At 71.1% G+C, this 18,359-nt stretch carries 17 protein-coding genes; 12 read left to right on the forward strand and 5 right to left on the reverse strand.

From position 1 onward, the window contains the following. The first annotated feature begins 20 nt into the window (after positions 1-20). The 7 genes from tatC to AB0A61_RS10645 all read left to right on the forward strand — a co-directional run bounded on the left by tatC (position 21) and on the right by AB0A61_RS10645 (position 8,998). Entirely contained in the window at positions 21-968 is a 948-nt protein-coding gene (gene tatC / locus AB0A61_RS10615) for a twin-arginine translocase subunit TatC (protein WP_361289340.1), read from the forward strand. A 112-nt stretch (positions 969-1,080) separates the two neighbouring features. After that, on the forward strand, positions 1,081-3,933 hold the full coding sequence (locus AB0A61_RS10620) for a DEAD/DEAH box helicase (RefSeq protein WP_361289343.1): 2,853 nt from the start codon (positions 1,081-1,083) through the stop codon (positions 3,931-3,933). Positions 3,934-4,411: 478 nt separating this feature from the next. Next, positions 4,412-6,028, forward strand: a complete 1,617-nt coding sequence (locus AB0A61_RS10625) for an ATP-binding protein (protein ID WP_361289346.1) — start codon at positions 4,412-4,414, stop codon at positions 6,026-6,028. After that, entirely contained in the window at positions 6,025-6,432 is a 408-nt protein-coding gene (locus AB0A61_RS10630) for a roadblock/LC7 domain-containing protein (RefSeq protein ID WP_361289349.1), read from the forward strand. Before AB0A61_RS10625 ends, AB0A61_RS10630 begins: the two co-directional genes overlap by 4 nt. Then, positions 6,429-6,836: a DUF742 domain-containing protein gene (locus tag AB0A61_RS10635; protein ID WP_361289352.1), complete on the forward strand. Its 408-nt coding sequence runs from the start codon at positions 6,429-6,431 to the stop codon at positions 6,834-6,836. The genes AB0A61_RS10630 and AB0A61_RS10635 overlap by 4 nt, the downstream gene beginning before the upstream one ends. Beyond that, positions 6,817-7,437, forward strand: coding sequence for an ATP/GTP-binding protein (locus AB0A61_RS10640; protein WP_361289355.1), 621 nt, complete (start codon positions 6,817-6,819; stop codon positions 7,435-7,437). Before AB0A61_RS10635 ends, AB0A61_RS10640 begins: the two co-directional genes overlap by 20 nt. A gap of 52 nt (positions 7,438-7,489) precedes the next feature. After that, entirely contained in the window at positions 7,490-8,998 is a 1,509-nt protein-coding gene (locus tag AB0A61_RS10645; protein WP_361289358.1) for a cytochrome P450, read from the forward strand. Here AB0A61_RS10645 and AB0A61_RS10650 read toward each other — a convergent pair. After that, positions 8,992-9,942 carry an RluA family pseudouridine synthase gene (locus tag AB0A61_RS10650; protein ID WP_361289361.1) on the reverse strand — a complete coding sequence of 317 codons (951 nt, stop codon included), beginning with the start codon at positions 9,940-9,942 and terminating at the stop codon, positions 8,992-8,994. The two genes, AB0A61_RS10645 and AB0A61_RS10650, sit on opposite strands and share 7 nt — an antisense overlap. A gap of 60 nt (positions 9,943-10,002) precedes the next feature. Next, on the reverse strand, positions 10,003-10,365 hold the full coding sequence (locus AB0A61_RS10655) for a DUF5335 family protein (RefSeq protein WP_361289364.1): 363 nt from the start codon (positions 10,363-10,365) through the stop codon (positions 10,003-10,005). A 182-nt stretch (positions 10,366-10,547) separates the two neighbouring features. On the opposite strand from AB0A61_RS10655, the gene AB0A61_RS10660 reads away from it, so the two are divergent. The 3 genes from AB0A61_RS10660 to AB0A61_RS10670 all read left to right on the forward strand — a co-directional run bounded on the left by AB0A61_RS10660 (position 10,548) and on the right by AB0A61_RS10670 (position 13,157). Continuing rightward, a complete protein-coding gene (locus AB0A61_RS10660) occupies positions 10,548-11,189 on the forward strand; it encodes a PadR family transcriptional regulator (protein WP_361290005.1) in 642 nt (213 codons plus the stop codon). Between the two features lie 178 nt (positions 11,190-11,367). Continuing rightward, entirely contained in the window at positions 11,368-12,384 is a 1,017-nt protein-coding gene (locus AB0A61_RS10665; protein ID WP_361289367.1) for an ATP-binding cassette domain-containing protein, read from the forward strand. Continuing rightward, positions 12,381-13,157 carry an ABC transporter permease gene (locus AB0A61_RS10670; protein WP_361289370.1) on the forward strand — a complete coding sequence of 259 codons (777 nt, stop codon included), beginning with the start codon at positions 12,381-12,383 and terminating at the stop codon, positions 13,155-13,157. The genes AB0A61_RS10665 and AB0A61_RS10670 overlap by 4 nt, the downstream gene beginning before the upstream one ends. Before the next feature lie 76 nt (positions 13,158-13,233). On the opposite strand, the gene AB0A61_RS10675 is transcribed toward AB0A61_RS10670, so the two are convergent. Beyond that, a complete protein-coding gene (locus AB0A61_RS10675) occupies positions 13,234-14,079 on the reverse strand; it encodes a siderophore-interacting protein (protein WP_361289373.1) in 846 nt (281 codons plus the stop codon). Positions 14,080-14,192: 113 nt separating this feature from the next. Continuing rightward, the gene (locus tag AB0A61_RS10680; protein ID WP_361289376.1) at positions 14,193-15,125 is read right to left on the reverse strand and encodes a 5'-3' exonuclease; all 933 of its coding nucleotides are present in this window, start codon (positions 15,123-15,125) and stop codon (positions 14,193-14,195) included. 765 nt (positions 15,126-15,890) lie between these two features. Between AB0A61_RS10680 and AB0A61_RS10685 the strand changes: the two genes are divergently transcribed. Both AB0A61_RS10685 and AB0A61_RS10690 read left to right on the forward strand, forming a co-directional pair. Beyond that, positions 15,891-16,457 carry an XRE family transcriptional regulator gene (locus tag AB0A61_RS10685; protein WP_361289379.1) on the forward strand — a complete coding sequence of 189 codons (567 nt, stop codon included), beginning with the start codon at positions 15,891-15,893 and terminating at the stop codon, positions 16,455-16,457. After that, positions 16,457-17,179, forward strand: coding sequence for a helical backbone metal receptor (locus AB0A61_RS10690; protein WP_361289382.1), 723 nt, complete (start codon positions 16,457-16,459; stop codon positions 17,177-17,179). Before AB0A61_RS10685 ends, AB0A61_RS10690 begins: the two co-directional genes overlap by 1 nt. Here the strand turns inward: AB0A61_RS10690 and AB0A61_RS10695 are convergent. Next, the gene (locus tag AB0A61_RS10695; protein ID WP_361290008.1) at positions 17,091-18,305 is read right to left on the reverse strand and encodes a TDT family transporter; all 1,215 of its coding nucleotides are present in this window, start codon (positions 18,303-18,305) and stop codon (positions 17,091-17,093) included. The genes AB0A61_RS10690 and AB0A61_RS10695 overlap by 89 nt on opposite strands. Between the last annotated feature and the right edge of the window lie 54 nt (positions 18,306-18,359).

Consider the following 18,359-nt stretch of genomic DNA (forward strand, 5'->3'; position numbering starts at 1 on the left):
GCACGAGATGAGGATGTGGGTTGCTCAAGCCTGCCCGCAAGGTGGAGAGGGATCCCGAGGGGCGCATGCCGCTCGCAGATCACCTGCGTGAGCTGCGCAATCGGCTCGCGAAGGGCGTGCTGGCGATCGTCGTCGTCACGATCGTGGCCGCCTTCTTCTACCAGCACATCATCAACTTCATCACCAAGCCGCTGCTGGACTCGGTCGGCTGCCCGCAGTCCTTCGGGCAGATGGCGAAGACGAAGGAAGACGTCCACTGTGCGCACATCACGGTCAGTGGCCTTCTGACGCCCTTCACGCTGGCGCTGAAGGCCTCCCTGACCGCCGGCGTCGTGGTGGCGGCACCGATCTGGCTCTACCAGCTGTGGGCGTTCGTCGCGCCCGGCCTGCACCGCCACGAGAAGAAGTACGCCTACGCGTTCGTCGGGTTCGGCTTCCCGCTCTTCCTCGGCGGCGGCTACCTCGCCTACAACGTGCTGCCCGCCACGGCGAAGGTGATGATCGGCCTCACGCCCGCGGGCGCGGAAAACCTGCTGCCGCTGGACAAGCTGCTCGACCTGGTCACGCGCATGGTGGTGGTCTTCGGCCTCTCCTTCGAGATGCCGCTGCTGCTCGTCATGCTCAACCTCACCGGCATACTGTCCGGCCGGCGCATGCTCGGCTGGTGGCGCGGCATGATCGTCGGCATCGCCGCCTTCGCGGCCGTGGCCACGCCCGGCGCGGACCCGATGTCGATGCTGGCGCTGGCGGCGCCGATCTGGGCGCTGTTCTTCATCGCCGTGGCCTTCTCGCTGCTCAACGACCGCCGCCGGGCCCGCCGCGAGGAGCAGGGGCCCGCGGACGACGAGGCCTCCGAGCTGGACCTCACCCCGGAGGAGATCGGCGAGGTCGAGCCGGTCACCGCCAACCGCGCGCTGCCCGAGCAGGCGGACACGGACCGGGTCAACGGGTACGACGACGTGACCTGAGACCGGTGACGGGGTACGACGACGTGACACGACGCCCTGACACGACGGGACCCGGCCGGCCGCTCCCGCAGTGGGAACGGCCGGCTTTCCGGTCCCCGGCCCCTTCGGGATAATGATCGTCCTGTTGTCAGTGCGGCCCGGTAGGCTCGAAAGCACGATGACAGAGGACCTCTCACCGGCCGAGCGGTATGCGGCGGCCCGCAGGCGCGCTGCCGAGCAGGCCACCGCGCTCGCCTCCTTCCGCGAGATGTACGACTTCGGCCTCGACCCCTTCCAGATCGAGGCCTGCCAGGCGCTAGAAGCGGGCAAGGGTGTACTGGTGGCCGCGCCCACCGGCTCCGGCAAGACGATCGTGGGCGAGTTCGCCGTCCACCTCGCCCTGCAGCAGGGCAAGAAGTGCTTCTACACGACACCCATCAAGGCGCTGTCGAACCAGAAGTACGCCGACCTGTGCCGTCGCTATGGAAGCGGCAAGGTCGGTCTGCTCACCGGCGACAACAGTGTCAACTCCGACGCCCCGGTGGTCGTGATGACCACCGAGGTGCTGCGGAACATGCTGTACGCCGGTTCCCAGACCCTCCTGGGCCTCGGCCATGTGGTCATGGACGAGGTGCACTACCTCTCCGACCGCTTCCGTGGTGCCGTCTGGGAGGAAGTGATCATCCATCTTCCCGAGTCGGTGACCCTGGTCTCACTGTCGGCGACCGTGTCCAACGCCGAGGAGTTCGGCGACTGGCTCGACACGGTCCGCGGTGACACCGAGGTGATCGTCTCCGAGCACCGGCCCGTGCCGCTCTTCCAACACGTGCTCGCCGGGCGGCGGATGTACGACCTGTTCGAGGAGGGGGAGGGGCACAAGAGGGCCGTCAATCCCGACCTCATGCGCATGGCCCGCATGGAGGCCAGCCGTCCCTCGTACACGGACCGCCGGCGCGGCCGTGCCGTGCGGGACGCCGACCGGGAGCGGGAGCGCAGACAGCGGTCCCGGATCTGGACGCCGAGCCGCCCCGAGGTCATCGAGCGGCTGGACTCCGAGGGCCTGTTGCCCGCGATCACCTTCATCTTCAGCCGCGCCGCCTGCGAGGCCGCCGTCCAGCAGTGCCTCTATGCGGGCCTGCGGCTCAACGACGAGGAGGAGCGCGAGCAGGTCCGCGCCCTCGTCGAGGAGCGCACCGCCGCGATCCCCCGCGAGGACCTGCATGTCCTCGGCTACTACGAGTGGCTGGAAGGCCTGGAGCGCGGCATCGCCGCCCACCACGCGGGCATGCTCCCGACCTTCAAGGAGGTCGTCGAGGAGCTCTTCGTCCGCGGCCTGGTCAAGGCGGTCTTCGCCACCGAGACCCTCGCCCTCGGCATCAACATGCCCGCCCGCTCGGTGGTGCTGGAGAAGCTCGTCAAGTGGAACGGCGAGCAGCACGCCGACATCACCCCCGGCGAGTACACGCAGCTGACCGGACGGGCCGGGCGGCGCGGCATAGACGTCGAGGGCCACGCGGTGGTGCTGTGGCAGCGCGCCATGAACCCCGAGCAGGTCGCGGGCCTGGCCGGCACCCGCACCTATCCGCTGCGCTCCAGCTTCAAGCCGTCGTACAACATGGCGGTCAACCTGGTCGAGCAGTTCGGCCGGCACCGCTCGCGCGAGCTGCTGGAGACGTCCTTCGCCCAGTTCCAGGCGGACAAGTCGGTGGTCGGCATCTCCCGGCAGGTGCAGCGCAACGAGGAGGGTCTGGAAGGCTACAAGGAGTCCATGACCTGCCATCTCGGCGACTTCGAGGAGTACGCGCGGCTGCGCCGCGAGCTGAAGGACCGCGAGACCGAGCTGGCCCGGCAGGGTGCGGCCCAGCGGCGCGCCGAGGCCGCCGTCGCCCTGGAGAGGCTCAAGCCGGGAGACGTCATCCACGTCCCGACCGGCAAGTACGCGGGCCTGGCACTGGTGCTGGACCCCGGCCTGCCCGCCGGCCGGTCCAACGGCCACCGCGGCCTGGAATACCACGACGGCCCGCGCCCGCTCGTGCTGACGGCCGAGCGGCAGGTCAAGCGGCTGGCGGCCATCGACTTCCCGGTGCCGGTCGAGCCGCTGGAGCGCATGCGGATCCCCAAGTCCTTCAACCCGCGTTCGCCGCAGTCCCGCCGGGACCTCGCGTCCGCGCTGCGCACCAAGGCCGGGCACATCCCGCCGGAGCGGCACAGCAAGCGGCGCTCCCAGGCGGCCGACGACCGCGAGATCGCCCGGCTGCGCACCGCGCTTCGCGCCCACCCCTGCCACGGCTGCAACGACCGTGAGGACCACGCCCGTTGGGCCGAGCGCTACCACCGGCTGCTGCGCGACACCAGACAGCTGGAGCACCGCATCGAGGGCCGCACGAACACCATCGCCCGCACCTTCGACCGCATCGTCGCCCTGCTCACGGAGCTCGACTACCTGCGCGGCAACGAGGTGACCGAGCACGGCAAGCGGCTCGCCCGGCTCTACGGCGAACTCGACCTGCTCGCCAGCGAGTGCCTGCGCGAACGGGTCTGGGAGGGCCTCGCCCCCGCCGAACTCGCCGCCTGCGTCTCGGCGCTGGTGTACGAGGCCCGGGTCGGCGACGACGCGATGGCGCCCAAGCTGCCCTCGGGCAGGGCGAAGGCGGCGCTCGGCGAGATGGTGCGGATCTGGGGCCGGCTGGACGCCCTGGAGGAGGACTTCCGGATCAACCAGACCGAGGGCGTCGGCCAGCGTGAGCCCGACCTCGGCTTCGCCTGGGCCGCGTACATGTGGGCGTCGGGGAAGGGGCTCGACGAGGTGCTGCGCGAGGCGGAGATGCCGGCCGGTGACTTCGTCCGCTGGACCAAGCAGGTCATCGACGTGCTCGGGCAGATCGCGGCCGCCGCCCCCATGGAGGGGTCGACCGTGGCCAGGAATGCGCGCAAGGCGGTCGACCAGTTGCTGCGGGGAGTTGTGGCCTACTCGTCCGTGGGATAGGCCCCGGCGGTTCGGCCATGCGCCCGGGGACCCGGTTCACCGGGCGCATCGGCGGGCGCGGGTGCTGTATGGCTGGTCGGGCCCGCGCGGCGGTAGCCGCATGGGGGCACGGCCCCGCCCAAGAGCCCTGTGCCCCAGGCGGCAGTGGGATACGGGTTACGGCGACCACCGGGACGGAATCCCTTCTTCACCCGTCACGGTGAGTGACTTCCGTACGCCCATTCGTCGTGACTCAGTGTGTGCGAGTGGGGTCTGAGCGTGTAAATGAGGCTGAGGGTACTCCTGTCATGCGGCCTCTTTCAGGTGCTTGCCGAATATGACTCAGCGTTGACCCGGTCGGACTAAGCTCGCCCGCGGCGCACCGAGTTGAGGTGTATTCGTGCGCTTGTTCCCAAATATGTCGAAGACGCAGACAGTCCTATGTCGTACCCCCTGAAAACTCCCCCGAACCCCAGCCGATTCGTCTCAGAGGGCTTACATGGTGAGTGTTCAATCGCCCCCCGGTGGCCGTGAACTTCCCTACGCGCGTGTGCTGTTGCTTCCCGCCATAGCGATGGCGGCGGCGACCGGAGCCGCCGTCGCCTCGGTGACGGACCCGGCCCGTCTCGCCGTCGGCTGCTGCGGCGCCGTCGCCACCCTGATGGTGCTTCTCACGGCCGCCGAAGCGTCCCGCCGTGCACGCGCCGTCCGTGTCCAGCGCGCCGAGCAGGCCCGTCACACCGCGTATCTGGAGCGGCGCCTGGCCGCCCAGGACGAGGAGATGGTCCGCCTAGCCTCGGAGATCGTCCCCGCCGCACTCCACTACCTGCGCTCCGGCAACACCCCCCGGGAGGTGATGCGGGACATCATCGACGGCGACCCCGAATGGTGCCGGATTCCCGAGTCGCAGCGCCAGGTCGTCCGCACCCTGTTGAAGATCGTCGACCAGGAAGACGCACTGCGCGACTCCACGGCGCGCTCCTTCGTCAGCATCGCCCGGCGCGTCCAGGCGATCGTGCACCAACAGGCCAAGGAACTCAGGGAGATGGAGGAGGACCACGGTCGCAGCCCCGAGGTCTTCGACGACCTGCTGCGCATCGACCACGGCACCGCGCTGATCGGCCGCCTGGCCGACTCCATCTCCGTCCTCGGCGGTGGCCGCCCCGGCCGTCAGTGGCCCAACCCGGTCACCCTCTACAGCGTGCTGCGCGGCGCCATGTCCCGGATCCTCGACTACCGCCGCATCGAACTGCACTCCATCGCCAAGGTCAACATCAAGGGCACCCATGTGGAGCCGGTCATCCACGCCGCGGCCGAACTCCTCGACAACGCCACCCGCTACTCACCGCCGCAGACCAAGGTCCACGTCACCGCCGTCGAGGTGCAGACCGGCGTCGCCATCGAGATCGAGGACGGCGGCGTCAGCCTCAGCGAGGAGGCCCGCGCCCGGGTCGAGAACATGCTGGAGCGCGCCAAGGCGGGCCTCGACCTCGAGGAACTCGGCGAGAGCCCGCGCCTGGGCCTGGCCGTCGTGGGCCGGCTGTGCTCGACGTACAACATGCAGGTCTCCCTGCGGGCCTCCGCGTACGGCGGTGTCCGCGCCGTCCTCGTCGTACCGAGCGACATGATGACCACCGAGCCCGCCCCCGGACTCGCCCACGGCATCGGTGCCACCGCCATCCCCAAGCCAGGACCGGGCGCCCTCGAGGGCCCCAAGCGCACCCCCAAGCGGCGCCGCCCGACCAGCCCGCGCATCCCCGCCTCGGTGTCCATGGAGGACGACGTCCCCGAGGTCACCGAGTGGACGCCGAACGGTCTGCCGCAGCGCCGCAGCCGGGTGAAGATCCCGCTCAGTCAGCGCATCGCCGAGCAGGTGGCCGCCGAGCGCGCGGAGCGGGAGGGCACCTCGGTGTGGGGCACGCCCCAGCCCGCGCCCGCGGTGCCCGAGCAGAACGAACCCGAGCCGGGCCTGTGGGTCGAGGCCTTCTGGGACGGACTGAAGAAGGACAACCCGGGCCCGGACCCGACCGCGTTCACTCAGGACCCGACCGCTTTCACCCACCTGATCAACAAGCCGGCCCGTGCCGAGGCCGACGACGAGGGGGACCTCAAGTGATCCAGCAGCGAGCGAACTTCGACTGGATGCTCAAGGAGCTCCACGACGGCGTACCGGGCATCGAGATGATCGTGGTGCTTTCGGCCGACGGCCTGCGGATCGCCCGCTACGGCGGCGACCCGGACGCCGCCGACCGGGTCGCCGCCGCCTGCGCGGGGCTGCAGAGCCTCGCGAGCGCCGTCGCCGTCGAGATCCCGGACAGCGACGGCCGGATGAAACTGGTCATCATCGAGATCCACGGCGGCTACTTCTACCTCATGTCCGCCGGGGCCAACGCCTACCTCGCGGTGCTCGCCGACATCCGTACCGAGCCCGGTCTCATGAGCAGCCGCATGCGCGACCTCGTGGTCCGCATCGGGGCCCATCTGACCAGTCCGCCCCGGCGGAACGGGCAGACCGTATGACTCCTTCGCGACGCCAGAGGCGCTACCCCACGCACGAACCGACGCCCGCCCCCAAGTCCGCCAAGGAGGGCGAGGAAAAGAGTCCCGAGCGGCTCTACGTGGTCGCCGGCGCGGACGAAGAAGGCGCCCGCGCCGCCCTCGACCTGGTCACGTTGATCGTGGCGCACGCGGACCCACCGCCCTCCGCCACCCCCGAGCAGGCGGCGGTGCTGAGGCTCTGCACGGCCCCCTTGTCCGTGGCCGAAGTGTCGGCCTACCTCAATCTGCCGTTCAGCGCGATGACCGTCCTGCTCACCGAGCTGCTCACGGCCGAACTGGTACAGGCGCGCGCCCCGATCGTCCGCCAGGCGGTTCCCGACCGTTCCCTCCTCGAAGCGGTGATGCATGGACTTCAAAGGCTCTGACACCATCCCCGGACCACGGACCGAGGACCATCTGCCGCACACGGCCCAGGCCGCGGTGAAGATCGTGATCGTCGGTGGTTTCGGGGTCGGCAAGACCACCATGGTCGGCTCGGTCAGCGAGATCAGGCCGCTGACCACCGAGGAGACCATGACCCAGGCCGGCATCGGCGTCGACGACAACTACGGATCCGAGTCCAAGACGGCCACCACCGTCGCGATGGACTTCGGCCGCATCAGCATCACCGACCAGCTGGTGCTCTACCTCTTCGGCACCCCCGGCCAGCAGCGCTTCTGGTTCCTGTGGAACGGACTGTTCGAAGGCGCGCTCGGCGCCGTCGTCCTCGTCGACACCCGCCGCCTGGAGGTCAGCTTCGACGTCATAGGGCGTCTGGAGGAACGTGGTGTGCCCTTCGTCGTCGCCATCAACTCCTTTCCGGACGCGCCTCGTTACCCCATCGCGGAGCTGCGCACGGCACTCGACCTCTCCGAGGAGATCCCGATGGTCGAGTGCGACGTCCGCCGCCGTGCCTCGAGCCGGGACGTCCTGATGACCCTCATGCGCTTCCTGCACTCCCTCGCCATGACCGGCTCGCTCACCTGACCGGGCTGCCCCCACACACACCGCATCCACTTCAGTCCCGAAAGCGACCACTGTGACGCCTGAACCCCACTCCCTGACCGGTCCGGACGACCTCACGCTCGGTCCGCCTCCCGGCTGTCCCGCGCACGGCCTCGGGCCCGGGGGACTGCACCGGCTCCACGAGGCGGAGGACCTCCGAGCGCTGTACGCGGAGCTCCGGGAACAGCACGGCCCGGTGGCGCCCGTGCTGCTCCACGACGACGTGCCGATGTGGGTCGTCCTCGGCCACGCCGAGAACCTGCACCTGGTGCGTACGCCCTCGCAGTACACGCGGGACAGCCGCATCTGGACCCCGCTCAAGGACGGCATGGTCAAACCCGACCACCCGCTCATGCCGCACATCGCCTGGCAGCCCATCTGCTCCCATGCCGAGGGCGACGAGCACAAGCGGCTGCGCGGTGCGGTCACCGGTGCCATGTCGACCATCGACCACCGGGGCCTGCGCCGCCAGATCGGCCGCTACACCCAGCGCCTCGTCAACGAGTTCTGCGAGGAGGGCCGGGCCGACCTCGTCCCCCAGTTCGCCGAGCACCTGCCGATGGCCGTGATGTGCGAGGTCCTCGGCATGCCGGACGAGTACAACGAGAGGATCGTGCAGGCCGCCCGCGACATGCTCAAGGGCACCGAGACCGCGATCGCCAGCAACGAGTACATCATGGGCTGCCTGTCGCGGCTCACCGCCCGCCGCCGTGCCGATGCCCAGGACGACTTCACCAGTCACCTCATCAACCACCCGGCCCGGCTGACCGACGACGAGATCGGCCAGCACCTGAGGGTGGTGCTCATCGCCGCCTACGAGGCCACCGCCAACCTCCTGGCCAACGTGCTGCGCCGGGTGCTCACCGAGCCGGGATTCCGCGCCCAGCTCAGCGGCGGGCAGATGACCGTGCCGGAGGCGGTCGAGCAGTCCCTGTGGGACGAGCCGCCGTTCAGCACCGTGTTCGGCTACTTCGCCAAGCAGGAGACGGAGCTGGGCGGCAAGCGCATCCGCAAGGGCGACGGGCTGCTGTTCGGCATCGCCCCCGGCAACGTCGACCCGCGTGTCCGCCCCGACCCGACGGCCAACATGCAGGGCAACCGCTCCCACCTCGCCTTCGGCGGCGGTCCGCACGAGTGCCCGGGCCAGGACATCGGCCGTGCCATCGCCGACGTCGGTGTCGACGCGCTGCTGATGCGGCTGCCGGACGTGCAGCTCGACTGCGACGAGGAGGAGCTGCACTACACGGAGTCGATCGCCTCGCAGCACCTGGTGGAGCTGCCGGTGCGGTTCACGCCGCGGGCGCCGCAGGACGTGATGGCGAAGCCGAGTCCCGGCACGGCAGCGGTGCCGCAGCAGCGCGCCACCTGGGAGATCGGAATCGGCCGGCCGAAGCCCGCACCCGCTGCCGAACCGGTGCCGGTGGCGGCGGTGCCGCAGCCGGAGCCCGCGGCGCCTGCCGCGCCGGATGCCCGGCCGCCGGCCGGACCGGCCCGCCCGAAGGGTGCCTGGCAGCGCTTCCTGCGCTGGTGGCGCGGTTACTGACCGGCCCACTCGCCGTGGTCGGACCAGGCCGCGAGGGTCCGGCCGCTGCGCAGCCGGTGCTCCACCCCCGTGACCGGATCGGTGAACTCCAGCGCCCGCGCCAGTAGTTGCAGCGGACGCCGGAAGTCACCGGCCGGCACGGGACCGGTCACCACCGGGTAGAGCGGATCACCGAGGATGGGCACGCCCAACCCGCTCATGTGCACCCGTAGTTGGTGCGTCTGCCCGGTGCCGGGCAGCAGCCGGTAGCGGGCGAGCCCGTCCGCACGGTGCTCGATCAGCTCCACGTGGGTGACCGCGTTCGGCTCTCCCGCCACCTCCCGGGCGGTGAGCACCCCGCGCTCCTTCACGATGCGGCTGCGCACGGTGAGTGGCAGGGCGAGAGCGGGCTGGTACGGCGCCACGGCCTCGTACTCCTTGCGGACCCGCCGGTCACCGAACAGCGTCTGGTAGGCGCCGCGTTCGGCGGGGCGCACCGTGAACAGCACCAGCCCGGCCGTGAGCCGGTCCAGGCGGTGCGCGGCGCTGAGTGTGGGAATGCCCAGCTCCTCGCGCAGCCGGGCGAGCGCGGTCTGAGTGACGTGGCTGCCCCGGGGCGTGGTGGCGAGGAAGTGCGGCTTGTCCACGACGACGATGTGCTCGTCGCGGTGGACGACCCGCACCGGGAACGGCACCTGCACCTCGGCGGGCAGTTCCCGGTGGAACCACACGAACATCCCCGGCGCGAACGGGGCGTCCGGCGCCACCGCCCGCCCGTCGGCGCCGACGATCAGCCCCGCGCCGAACATCCCCTCGACCACCCCGGGGGCCGCCCCCGACAGCCGCTCCACCAGGTGTTCGCGCACGGTGGCCCAGGGGCCGCAGGCGGGCAGCCGCACCCGCACCGGGTCCACCCCGTGGCGCTGCGGCAGGGGCGGGGACGGGATCCGGGTCTTGCGTCGCATCACGGCCCAGCGTACGAGGTGCCGTGACGGCCGCGGCCGTGAGGCGGGGCCGGCCCGGGGTCAGGAGCCGGTGCCGGACTCCTGCGGGAAGAAGGTGATCAGGGTGGCGGTGCCGTCCTGGTCGACGATCCGGACCGCCGGCTCGGGTATGTCCTGGGTGGTGACGTCGACCTCCCTGGGATGCGACACCAGGTGCCGCAGGACGACCGGGTAGCGTGCCGACCGTCCGCCGACGGAGACGGCCACGATGTCGTCCTTCGGGTCGTAGGTGAGGGTGCCGAAGGGCAGCCGCTCGGCCTCGTACTGATGCCCGACCTCGGGGTCCAGTACTTCGATGCTGACGGATTCCCCGTCGTGTTCCTCGGTCATCTGGTTGAGAACTGTCTCCCAGGTGCCGCGGTCCAGCGTTTCGGAGCCGGCCATCGTCGCTCCTCCCTCCGGTAGCGATCTGCTCCCCTTACAACGGTCGCACAAACCGGCAGCTCAGGCCTGCGGTGCCGGTTCCCGGCGTCTCTGGTCGCGATATGTCGTGTGTATTGACCGACGCGGTGAGATCGCGATATGTTCGGCCGCGGATATTCGGAAGCGAGGTGATCATCGTGGCGATGAAGCGCCGCAAGCTCGGCAACCCACTGGCGCTCGCCGTGCTGGCGACCCTCTCGCAGAAGCCGATGCATCCGTACGAGATCGCCCAGACCCTGCGCCGCCAGGGCAAGGACACCAGCACGAAGATCAACTACGGCTCCCTCTACACCGTCGTGCAGAGCCTCGAGAAGCACGGCTTCGTCGAGGTCACCGATGTCGAGCGGCAGGGCAACCGCCCCGAGCGCACGATCTACGGGCTCACCGACGCCGGGCGCCAGGAGATGACCGAGTGGATGTCCGACCTGATGGCCGTCCCGGTCAAGGAGTTCCCGATCTTCGAAACGGCCCTGTCCCTCATGGGCGTCCTGCACCCGGACGACGTCGTGCGGCTCCTCGAGGAGCGGTTGGGCGCCCTGGAGGTGCAGGCGGCCAGTGGGCGAGGGGCCCTGGAGAAGCTGTACGAGACACTGCCACGGCTCTTCCTGGTGGAGACCGAGTACCAGGTGCACATGGTCGAGGCGCAGGCGCAGTGGGTGCGCGGATTCCTCGACGAGCTGAGGAACGGCTCCCTGCCCGGCATCGAGGCCTGGCGGCGGTTCCACGAGACGGGCGAGATTCCGCTCGACTTCCAGGACCTGGAGGCGCCCGGGACCGAGACCTGACCCGGCGAAGCAGCTGAGAAAAGACCCCGGCAGGACTGTTGCAGCAGTCCCGCCAGGGTCTCGAACCCCGAGCCGAATCCACCGTGAGGCACATCCGGGTGATCGAGGTGCGGCACACCCAGGATAGCCCGGCGCTCTTCACGTGGATCACTTCTCACACCTCCAGGAGAGCTCCGCCATGAGCGATACCCGTGCGCCCGCTGTCGCGGCGCGTCAGCTGGTCAAGACCTATCCCGGTGACGTCACCGCCCTGGGGGGCATGGACATCACCGTCGAACCCGGCACCGTCTTCGGGCTCCTCGGCCCCAATGGCGCCGGCAAGTCCACCACCGTCAAGATCCTCACCACCCTGGCCCGCCCCGACTCCGGCTCGGCGACCGTGGCCGGCCACGACGTGCTGCGCCACCCCGACCGGGTACGGCGGGCGATCGGCGTGGTCGCGCAGAGCTCCGGTGCCGACCCGGTGGCCACCGGCCGCGAGAACCTCCAACTCCAGGGCAGGCTCCACGGTTTGCGGGGCGCCCGGCTCAACCGGCGCGTCGACGAGCTCCTGGAGCGCTTCACGCTCACCGACGCGGCGAAACGGCCGGTCAAAGGCTACTCCGGCGGCATGCGGCGCCGCCTCGACGTGGCCCTGGGCCTGGTGCACCGGCCCGAGGTGCTGTTCCTCGACGAGCCCACCACCGGCCTCGACCCCGAGGCCCGTGCCGCGATGTGGGACGAGATCGGCCGCCTCGCCGGCGAGGAGGGGCTGACCATTCTGCTCACCACGCACTACCTGGAAGAGGCCGACCGGCTCGCCGAGCGCATCGCGATCGTCGACCGCGGCCGGATCGTCGTGGAGGGCACCCCCCACTCCCTCAAGGGCGAACTCCGCGGCGACGCCGTCCACATGGAGCTGCGCGAGGCGGTCGGCGAGGCCGGCCGTACGCTGCTGACGAGCACGCTTCGCGCGCTGCCGGGAGTGCACGACATCCTGATCGAGGGACGCCGGATCAGCGCCCGCGCCGACGACGGAGCCGCCGCGATGCCCGCACTCCTCGCCGCACTCGAACGCGCCGGGGTGACCGTCGCCTCGGCGACCGTCGCCCGCCCCTCGCTCGACGACGTCTACCTCCGCCACGCCGGCCGACGCTATGTCGCGGCCGAAGCCGGCACCACCGACGCCCTCGCCCTCGCCGGAGGTGTGCGATGAGCACCGCCGTCTCCCAGACCTGGTACATGACCCAGCGCCAGCTGATGGTCTTCGCACGCCAGCCCGCGTACGCGGTCATCACCCTGATCCAGCCGGTGATCTGGCTGTTCCTGTTCGGCAGCCTGTTCAAGAAGGTCGTGGAACTCGGCGGCTTCGGCACCACCTCGTACCTGGACTACCTGGTGCCGGGCGTGGTCGTGATGAGCGCCCTCAGCTCCAGCATGTGGGCGGGCATGGGCACGCTGGAGGAGATCCAGCGCGGCACCCTCAACCGCTTCCTGACCACACCGGTCAGCCGCGCCGCCCTCATGAACGGCAACGTCGTCAACAACGGGCTGGTCACCGCCCTGCAGTCGGTGGTCATCGTGCTGCTCGGGCGGCTGGGCGGCGCCGACTACCGCGGCGGCATCGGCGGTGTCGCGATCCTGGTCCTCGCCTCGGTGCTGCTGGGCACGGTCTTCGGGGCGCTGTCCAACGCGCTGGGCATGCTGGTGCGGGAGCGGGAGTCGATCATCGGGATCAACACCTTCCTCCTGCTGCCGCTGACCTTCCTGTCGTCCGCCTTCATGGCTCCGTCCCGGATGCCGTCCTGGATGCGCCACATCGCCGACTTCAACCCGCTCAACTGGGCGATGGTCGCAGGCCGTTCCGCGCTGGCCGAGCATCCGGACTGGAGCGTCGTGCTCAGCCGGTCGGGTGCGCTGCTGGGCCTGGCCGTGGCCGCCGTGTGGCTGTCGATCCGGACGTTCCGGTCCTACCAGCGGTCGGTGTGAGCCCGGCGAACGCCCCTGGCACGGCGAAGCGGCGGCATCCCGAAGGATGCCGCCGCTCCACACGGCCGAGGTGGACTCATGCGGCCGACGCCGCACCCTCCTGCTCGACCTCGATACGCGCGTTCCAGTCCCGCTTGGAGGCCTGCCAGCCGTCCTCGTTGTGGCCCAGGCGCCAGTAGCCGGAGATCGACAGGTCCTCGCGCGGAATGCGGTGCTCGACCCGCAGCAGCCGGCGCAACTCCTTCACGAACGCGGCCTCACCGTGCACGAACGCGTGCACCCGGCCCTCGGGGAACTCCAGCGCCCGTACGGCCTCCACCAGTGCCTCGCCCACGGGCCGCTCGCCGCGGTGCAGCCAGACCACCGCCACGTCGGAGTCGATCTTCTGCTCCTCCCCGGGCCCGGCGACCTCGATGAAGGCATGGGCCCTGGCGCCCTCGGGCAGCGCTTCCAGGGACCGGGCGATCGCGGGCAGTGCGCTCTCGTCCCCGGCGAGGAGATGCCAGTCGGCGCTCGCGTCCGGGGCGTAGGCGCCGCCGGGGCCCATGAACCGCACGGTCTCGCCCGGCCGGACACGCAGCGCCCACGGTCCGGCGAGACCCTCGTCGCCGTGCACGACGAAGTCCAGGGTCAGCTCGCGGTGTTCGGGATCCCAGGCGCGGATCGTGTACGTCCGGGTCACCGGCCACTGCTCGCGCGGAAACTCCTCCCGGATGCGCTCCATGTCGAAGGGCTCGGGATAGGTGACGCCGTCGGCCGGGAACAGCAGCTTCACATAGTGGTCCGTGTACGTGTCGGCCGCGAAGTCCGAGAGGCCCGGGCCACCGAGCACCACGCGCTGCATGTGTGGAGTGAGCCGTTCGGTGCGGACGACCTGCGCGGAATGTGCCTTCCGGGGCTTACGCGCCGGACGTTCTGCCATGACGGCCTCCCTGTTCCCCTCGCTTAGGCTTACCTAAGTTAGCACCTTCCCTCAATCGACACCTCTCCCGTCTCTCTCGCCGAGGACTTCGCGGGCGCGCGGGGGCGGAGCCGTCAGGTCCCCAGCGTGGTGAGCAGCCGCTGCAGAGAACCCCCCAGCCCCCAGCGCTCCGCCAGCTCCCCCAGCGCCACCGGATCGCGGGGCGCGCGGGGCAGTGCCGTGTCGACGTCCGGCAGCGGGACGTCGGCGGCCACGCGCACCACCTGCGGCGCCACCGCGAGGTACGGCCGCGCCTCGTCGAGCCGCCTGCGCTGAGACGGGGTGAGCTTCGCCCCGGGGTCGTCGACCGCCGCCATGATCCCCGGCAGGTCGCCGAAATCGGCGAGCAGCCTGGCCGCCGTCTTCTCCCCGATGCCGGGCACGCCCGGCAGCCCGTCGCTGGGGTCGCCGCGCAGCAGCGCCAGATCCGCGTACCCGCTGCCGTCCACCCCATACTTCGCCAGCAGCACCGCCTCGTCGGTGGTCTGCAGCGTGCCCACGCCCTTGACCGGGTACAGCACCCGCACCCGGCGCGCGTCGTCCACCAGTTGGTACAGGTCCCGGTCGCCGGTGACGATGTCCACCGGGCCCTCGGCGCGGGCCGTGAACGTGCCGATGACGTCGTCCGCCTCGTACCCCTCGACGCCCACGCGCGCGATGCCCACGGCGTCCAGCACGGCCTCGATGACCGGGACCTGGGGCGACAGCGTGTCCGGCACCTCCTCCTCGTCCGGGCCGCTCTCATGCTCCTCGGCGACTCGGTGCGCCTTGTAGGAGGGGATGAGGTCGACCCGCCACCGGGGCCGCCAGTCCGCGTCCATGCAGGCCACCAGACGTTCGGGGCGGTGGTCCTTGACCAGGCGGTCGATGAAGTCGAGCAGCCCGCGCACGGCGTTGACCGGCGTGCCGTCCGGAGCCCTGATCGACTCCGGTACGCCGAAGTAGGCGCGGAAGTACAGGGAGGCGGTGTCGAGAAGCATCAGTCGTCCGGTCACGCCTCGCATCATGCCGCACGGCACCGACAGTCACTCGTCGGCATGGAAGCGGGGGCCCTGGGTGGGCGTCGCGTCGGGCCGAGGGTGGTTGCCCATGTCAACTGATACGTGTCCTCACCGCGGGCTCTTCTGGTGGACGTGCCCTCGCCGCCGCCCGCCCTCCCGGTGGATGCCCCCTCGCCTGCCTCTGGTGTTCCGGTGGACGCCGCGCGTCGCCTACGGTAAGGATCCGGCCAACCACGCAGAGCGACGCCATTGCCTGAGCTTGTCCGCTCGTCGACCGGCAGCGCCGGTGACCGGTTCGACGCGCTGTGCGTCCACCGTGCGGTTGCCGGCAACCGGAGGCTGCGGTACGGGAGTTCACCACTCGGCATGTCACCCCGGATCACCCCAGATCACCGCCATGGCGTAAGCCCCGTGCCCGGGACTGCGGGCGGGCGGGCGGACCATGACGAGGAGCCCGAGCGGGGCGAACCGGACGACGGCGCCTCCCGCGCCGGGGGCGGGTGACGCCGCTCGCCCGCGTACCCGGGGCCCGCTGGTCAGCCGGTTCGTCCCGGCGGCGGGGTCCGCGCCCGGTGCGAAGGAGGGCTGATCGACTGGCGCGAACTGTGGGGTCGTACCTCACGTGAGGTGACGGGGAAGTGGCGGCCGCATGAAACGGTTTGCCGAACATGCGTAGGGTGCAGAGAAGCCATTGCACGCGGTGCGCCTGGATACGGGGCGGCAGCCGAACACGGACAACCGGACCGACGAGCGAAGGAGGGAGCCGGAGCGATGGGCGACCACAAAGAACAGCCCCTTCGGGTGGGCGCGGCCGTGCGGCGCCGCCGCCGCGCGCTGGAGCTCACCCTCGCCGTCGTGGCCGAGCGCAGCGGCCTGTCCGTTCCCTTCCTGAGCCAGGTGGAGAACGACCGGGCCCGCCCCAGCCGCAGCTCCCTGGAGAAGGTGGCCGACGCCCTGCGCACCACCGCCGTGGAGCTGCTGGCCGCGGCCGACCCGGCGTGCAGCGTCGACGTCGTGCGCGCCGACGTCACCGAGCTGGAGCCCCAACCCCTGGTGCGCTCCCTGGTGCGCGGTCACCATCAACTGCTCGCCTCCGAGTTCACCGGCGACCATGACGCGGGCCGTGAATTCCAGCACCGCAACGACGAGTTGATGTACGTCGCCGACGGCGGGGTGGAGATCGAGGCGGAGGGCCGTGCCTACCGGCTGGGGCGGGGCGACACCATGTACCTGACCGGCGGGGTGCGCCACCGCTGGCGGGCCACCGTGCCGGACACGCGCGTGATCGTGGTCGCGGTGGCCGAGCACATCGAGGCGGTCCAGGACCGGCCGCGCTGATGCGGGTGGTCTCCCTGGTGCCCTCGCTGACCGAGGCGGTGGCGGCCTCGCTGCCCCCTTCCGCCCTGGTCGGAGTCACGGACTGGTGCACCCGTCCGGCCGGACTGGCGGCCACGCGCGTCGGCGGCACCAAGAACCCCGCGGTCGACCGGATCATCGCCCTCGCCCCCGACCTGGTCGTCGCCAACGAGGAGGAGAACCGGGCGCCCGACCTCGAGGCCCTGCGCGCCGCGGGGCTGGAGGTGCTCGTCACCGAGGTGCGGGACGTGGAGCAGGCGTTCCGGGAGCTGGCGCGGGTGCTGGCGGCGTGCGGTGCCGCCCGGCGGCCGCGCTGGCTGGACGAGGCGGAGGAGGCCTGGTCGTCGCTGCCGCAGCCGGAGCGCCGTACGACCGCCGTCGTCCCCATCTGGCGGCGACCGTGGATGGTGCTGGGCCGGGACACCTTCGCGGGGAACGTACTGGCCCGCCTCGGCATCGACCACCTCTACGCGCACCATGCCGAACGCTACCCACGGATCTCCCTTCAGGAACTGCGGGAGGCGGCCCCGGACGTCGTCGTCCTGCCCGACGAGCCCTACCGCTTCACCGCCGACGACGGTCCCGAGGCCTTCGCCGGACTGAGGTGCGCGCTGGTCAGCGGGCGGCACCTGACGTGGTACGGGCCGTCGCTGGCCGAGGCGCCGGGGGTGCTGCGGGAGGCGCTGCGAGCAGCGCACCGCTGACGAGCCCACGGACCGTGTGCGTGGCCGCGGCGAGCCAGCCGGTCGCGAGAAGACCGCAGAGGCCGACGGCGAGCCCGTCGTAGACGAGGAGCCCGGTGTGCCGGGCCAGGGCCACGGCGCCGGTGACACAGGTGCCGACCGGGAACGTGAACGCCCACCACGTCATCGTGAAGCCCATGCCGCGGCGCCGGGCCCGCAGGACGTGGGCCGCGGCCAGAACGAGCCAGAACAGCGCGAAACCCATGACCGGGACGCCGTAGAGGACGGCAAGGGTGCCGAAGCCGTGGCCGTACGGGGCCCGTACGACGCCGGGTGCCACGTCCGCGAAGGTGCCGACGGCGGTCGTGGACTGCCCGAGCGGACCCAGGACCAGAAACAGCGTCGGAGTCAGGGCGAGGGGGAGCGTCCCGGTGGTGAGCAGCCGTCCGAGGACGAGCGGCAGCAGGGCGAGGGTCGCCACCAGGCTGAGCCCGAACATCGCGACGCACGTCAGGAGCAGGGTCTGCCGCGCCTGCCCGGCCGGCAGGTGCGCCACGAGGGCAGGGCCGACGGCGGCCGACACCATGGGGGCGACGACCGGCAGCAGCCACACCGGTGTGGCCTCCAGGGGCGCTACCCGGTCACGTACGGTCAAGAGGTACGGCACCGCGACCGCAGCCGCGATGGCGACGGCCGTCCCCGCGGTGAACAGCCCGGCGTCGAGGACGACCGCCGCCCGGGTGCCGATCCAGTCCCGCCCGACGGCCTGGGCCCCCGCGCCGACCGCGAGCAGTGCCATCGCGAGACAGCCGTAGAACGGGGCCGTCGCGGGATCGCGGAGATGGGCGCGGGCCTGGTCGCGGTGGTGCCTCCAGTGCAGGGCGCGGGCGACGAGGAGGACCCCCAGCAGGGTGAGCGAGAGGGACCACACGGCGGTGCAGGCCGTGCGCAGCCCGGGAAGTCGGACCGGGAGCACGGCACCCGCCGTGGCGACGGCGGCCGTGCCCATGACGGAGGCGTACCAGTTGGGTCCGAGGTGACGCAGGGCCGCGAAGCGATGTGCCCGGGGCGCCCCCTCGGGGTGGGCGGGATCGGCGTGAGGCCGGGCGGATTCGGTGGGCCGGGAGGGGTGGGCGACGGTGACCATGGCTTCACGGTCGCCCGGTCCGTCGGCTGCCACCAGGGGGTTTGTCTCTATCAG

It is taken from the genome of Streptomyces sp. NPDC046197, assembly GCF_040646295.1.
GTDB lineage: Bacteria > Actinomycetota > Actinomycetes > Streptomycetales > Streptomycetaceae > Streptomyces.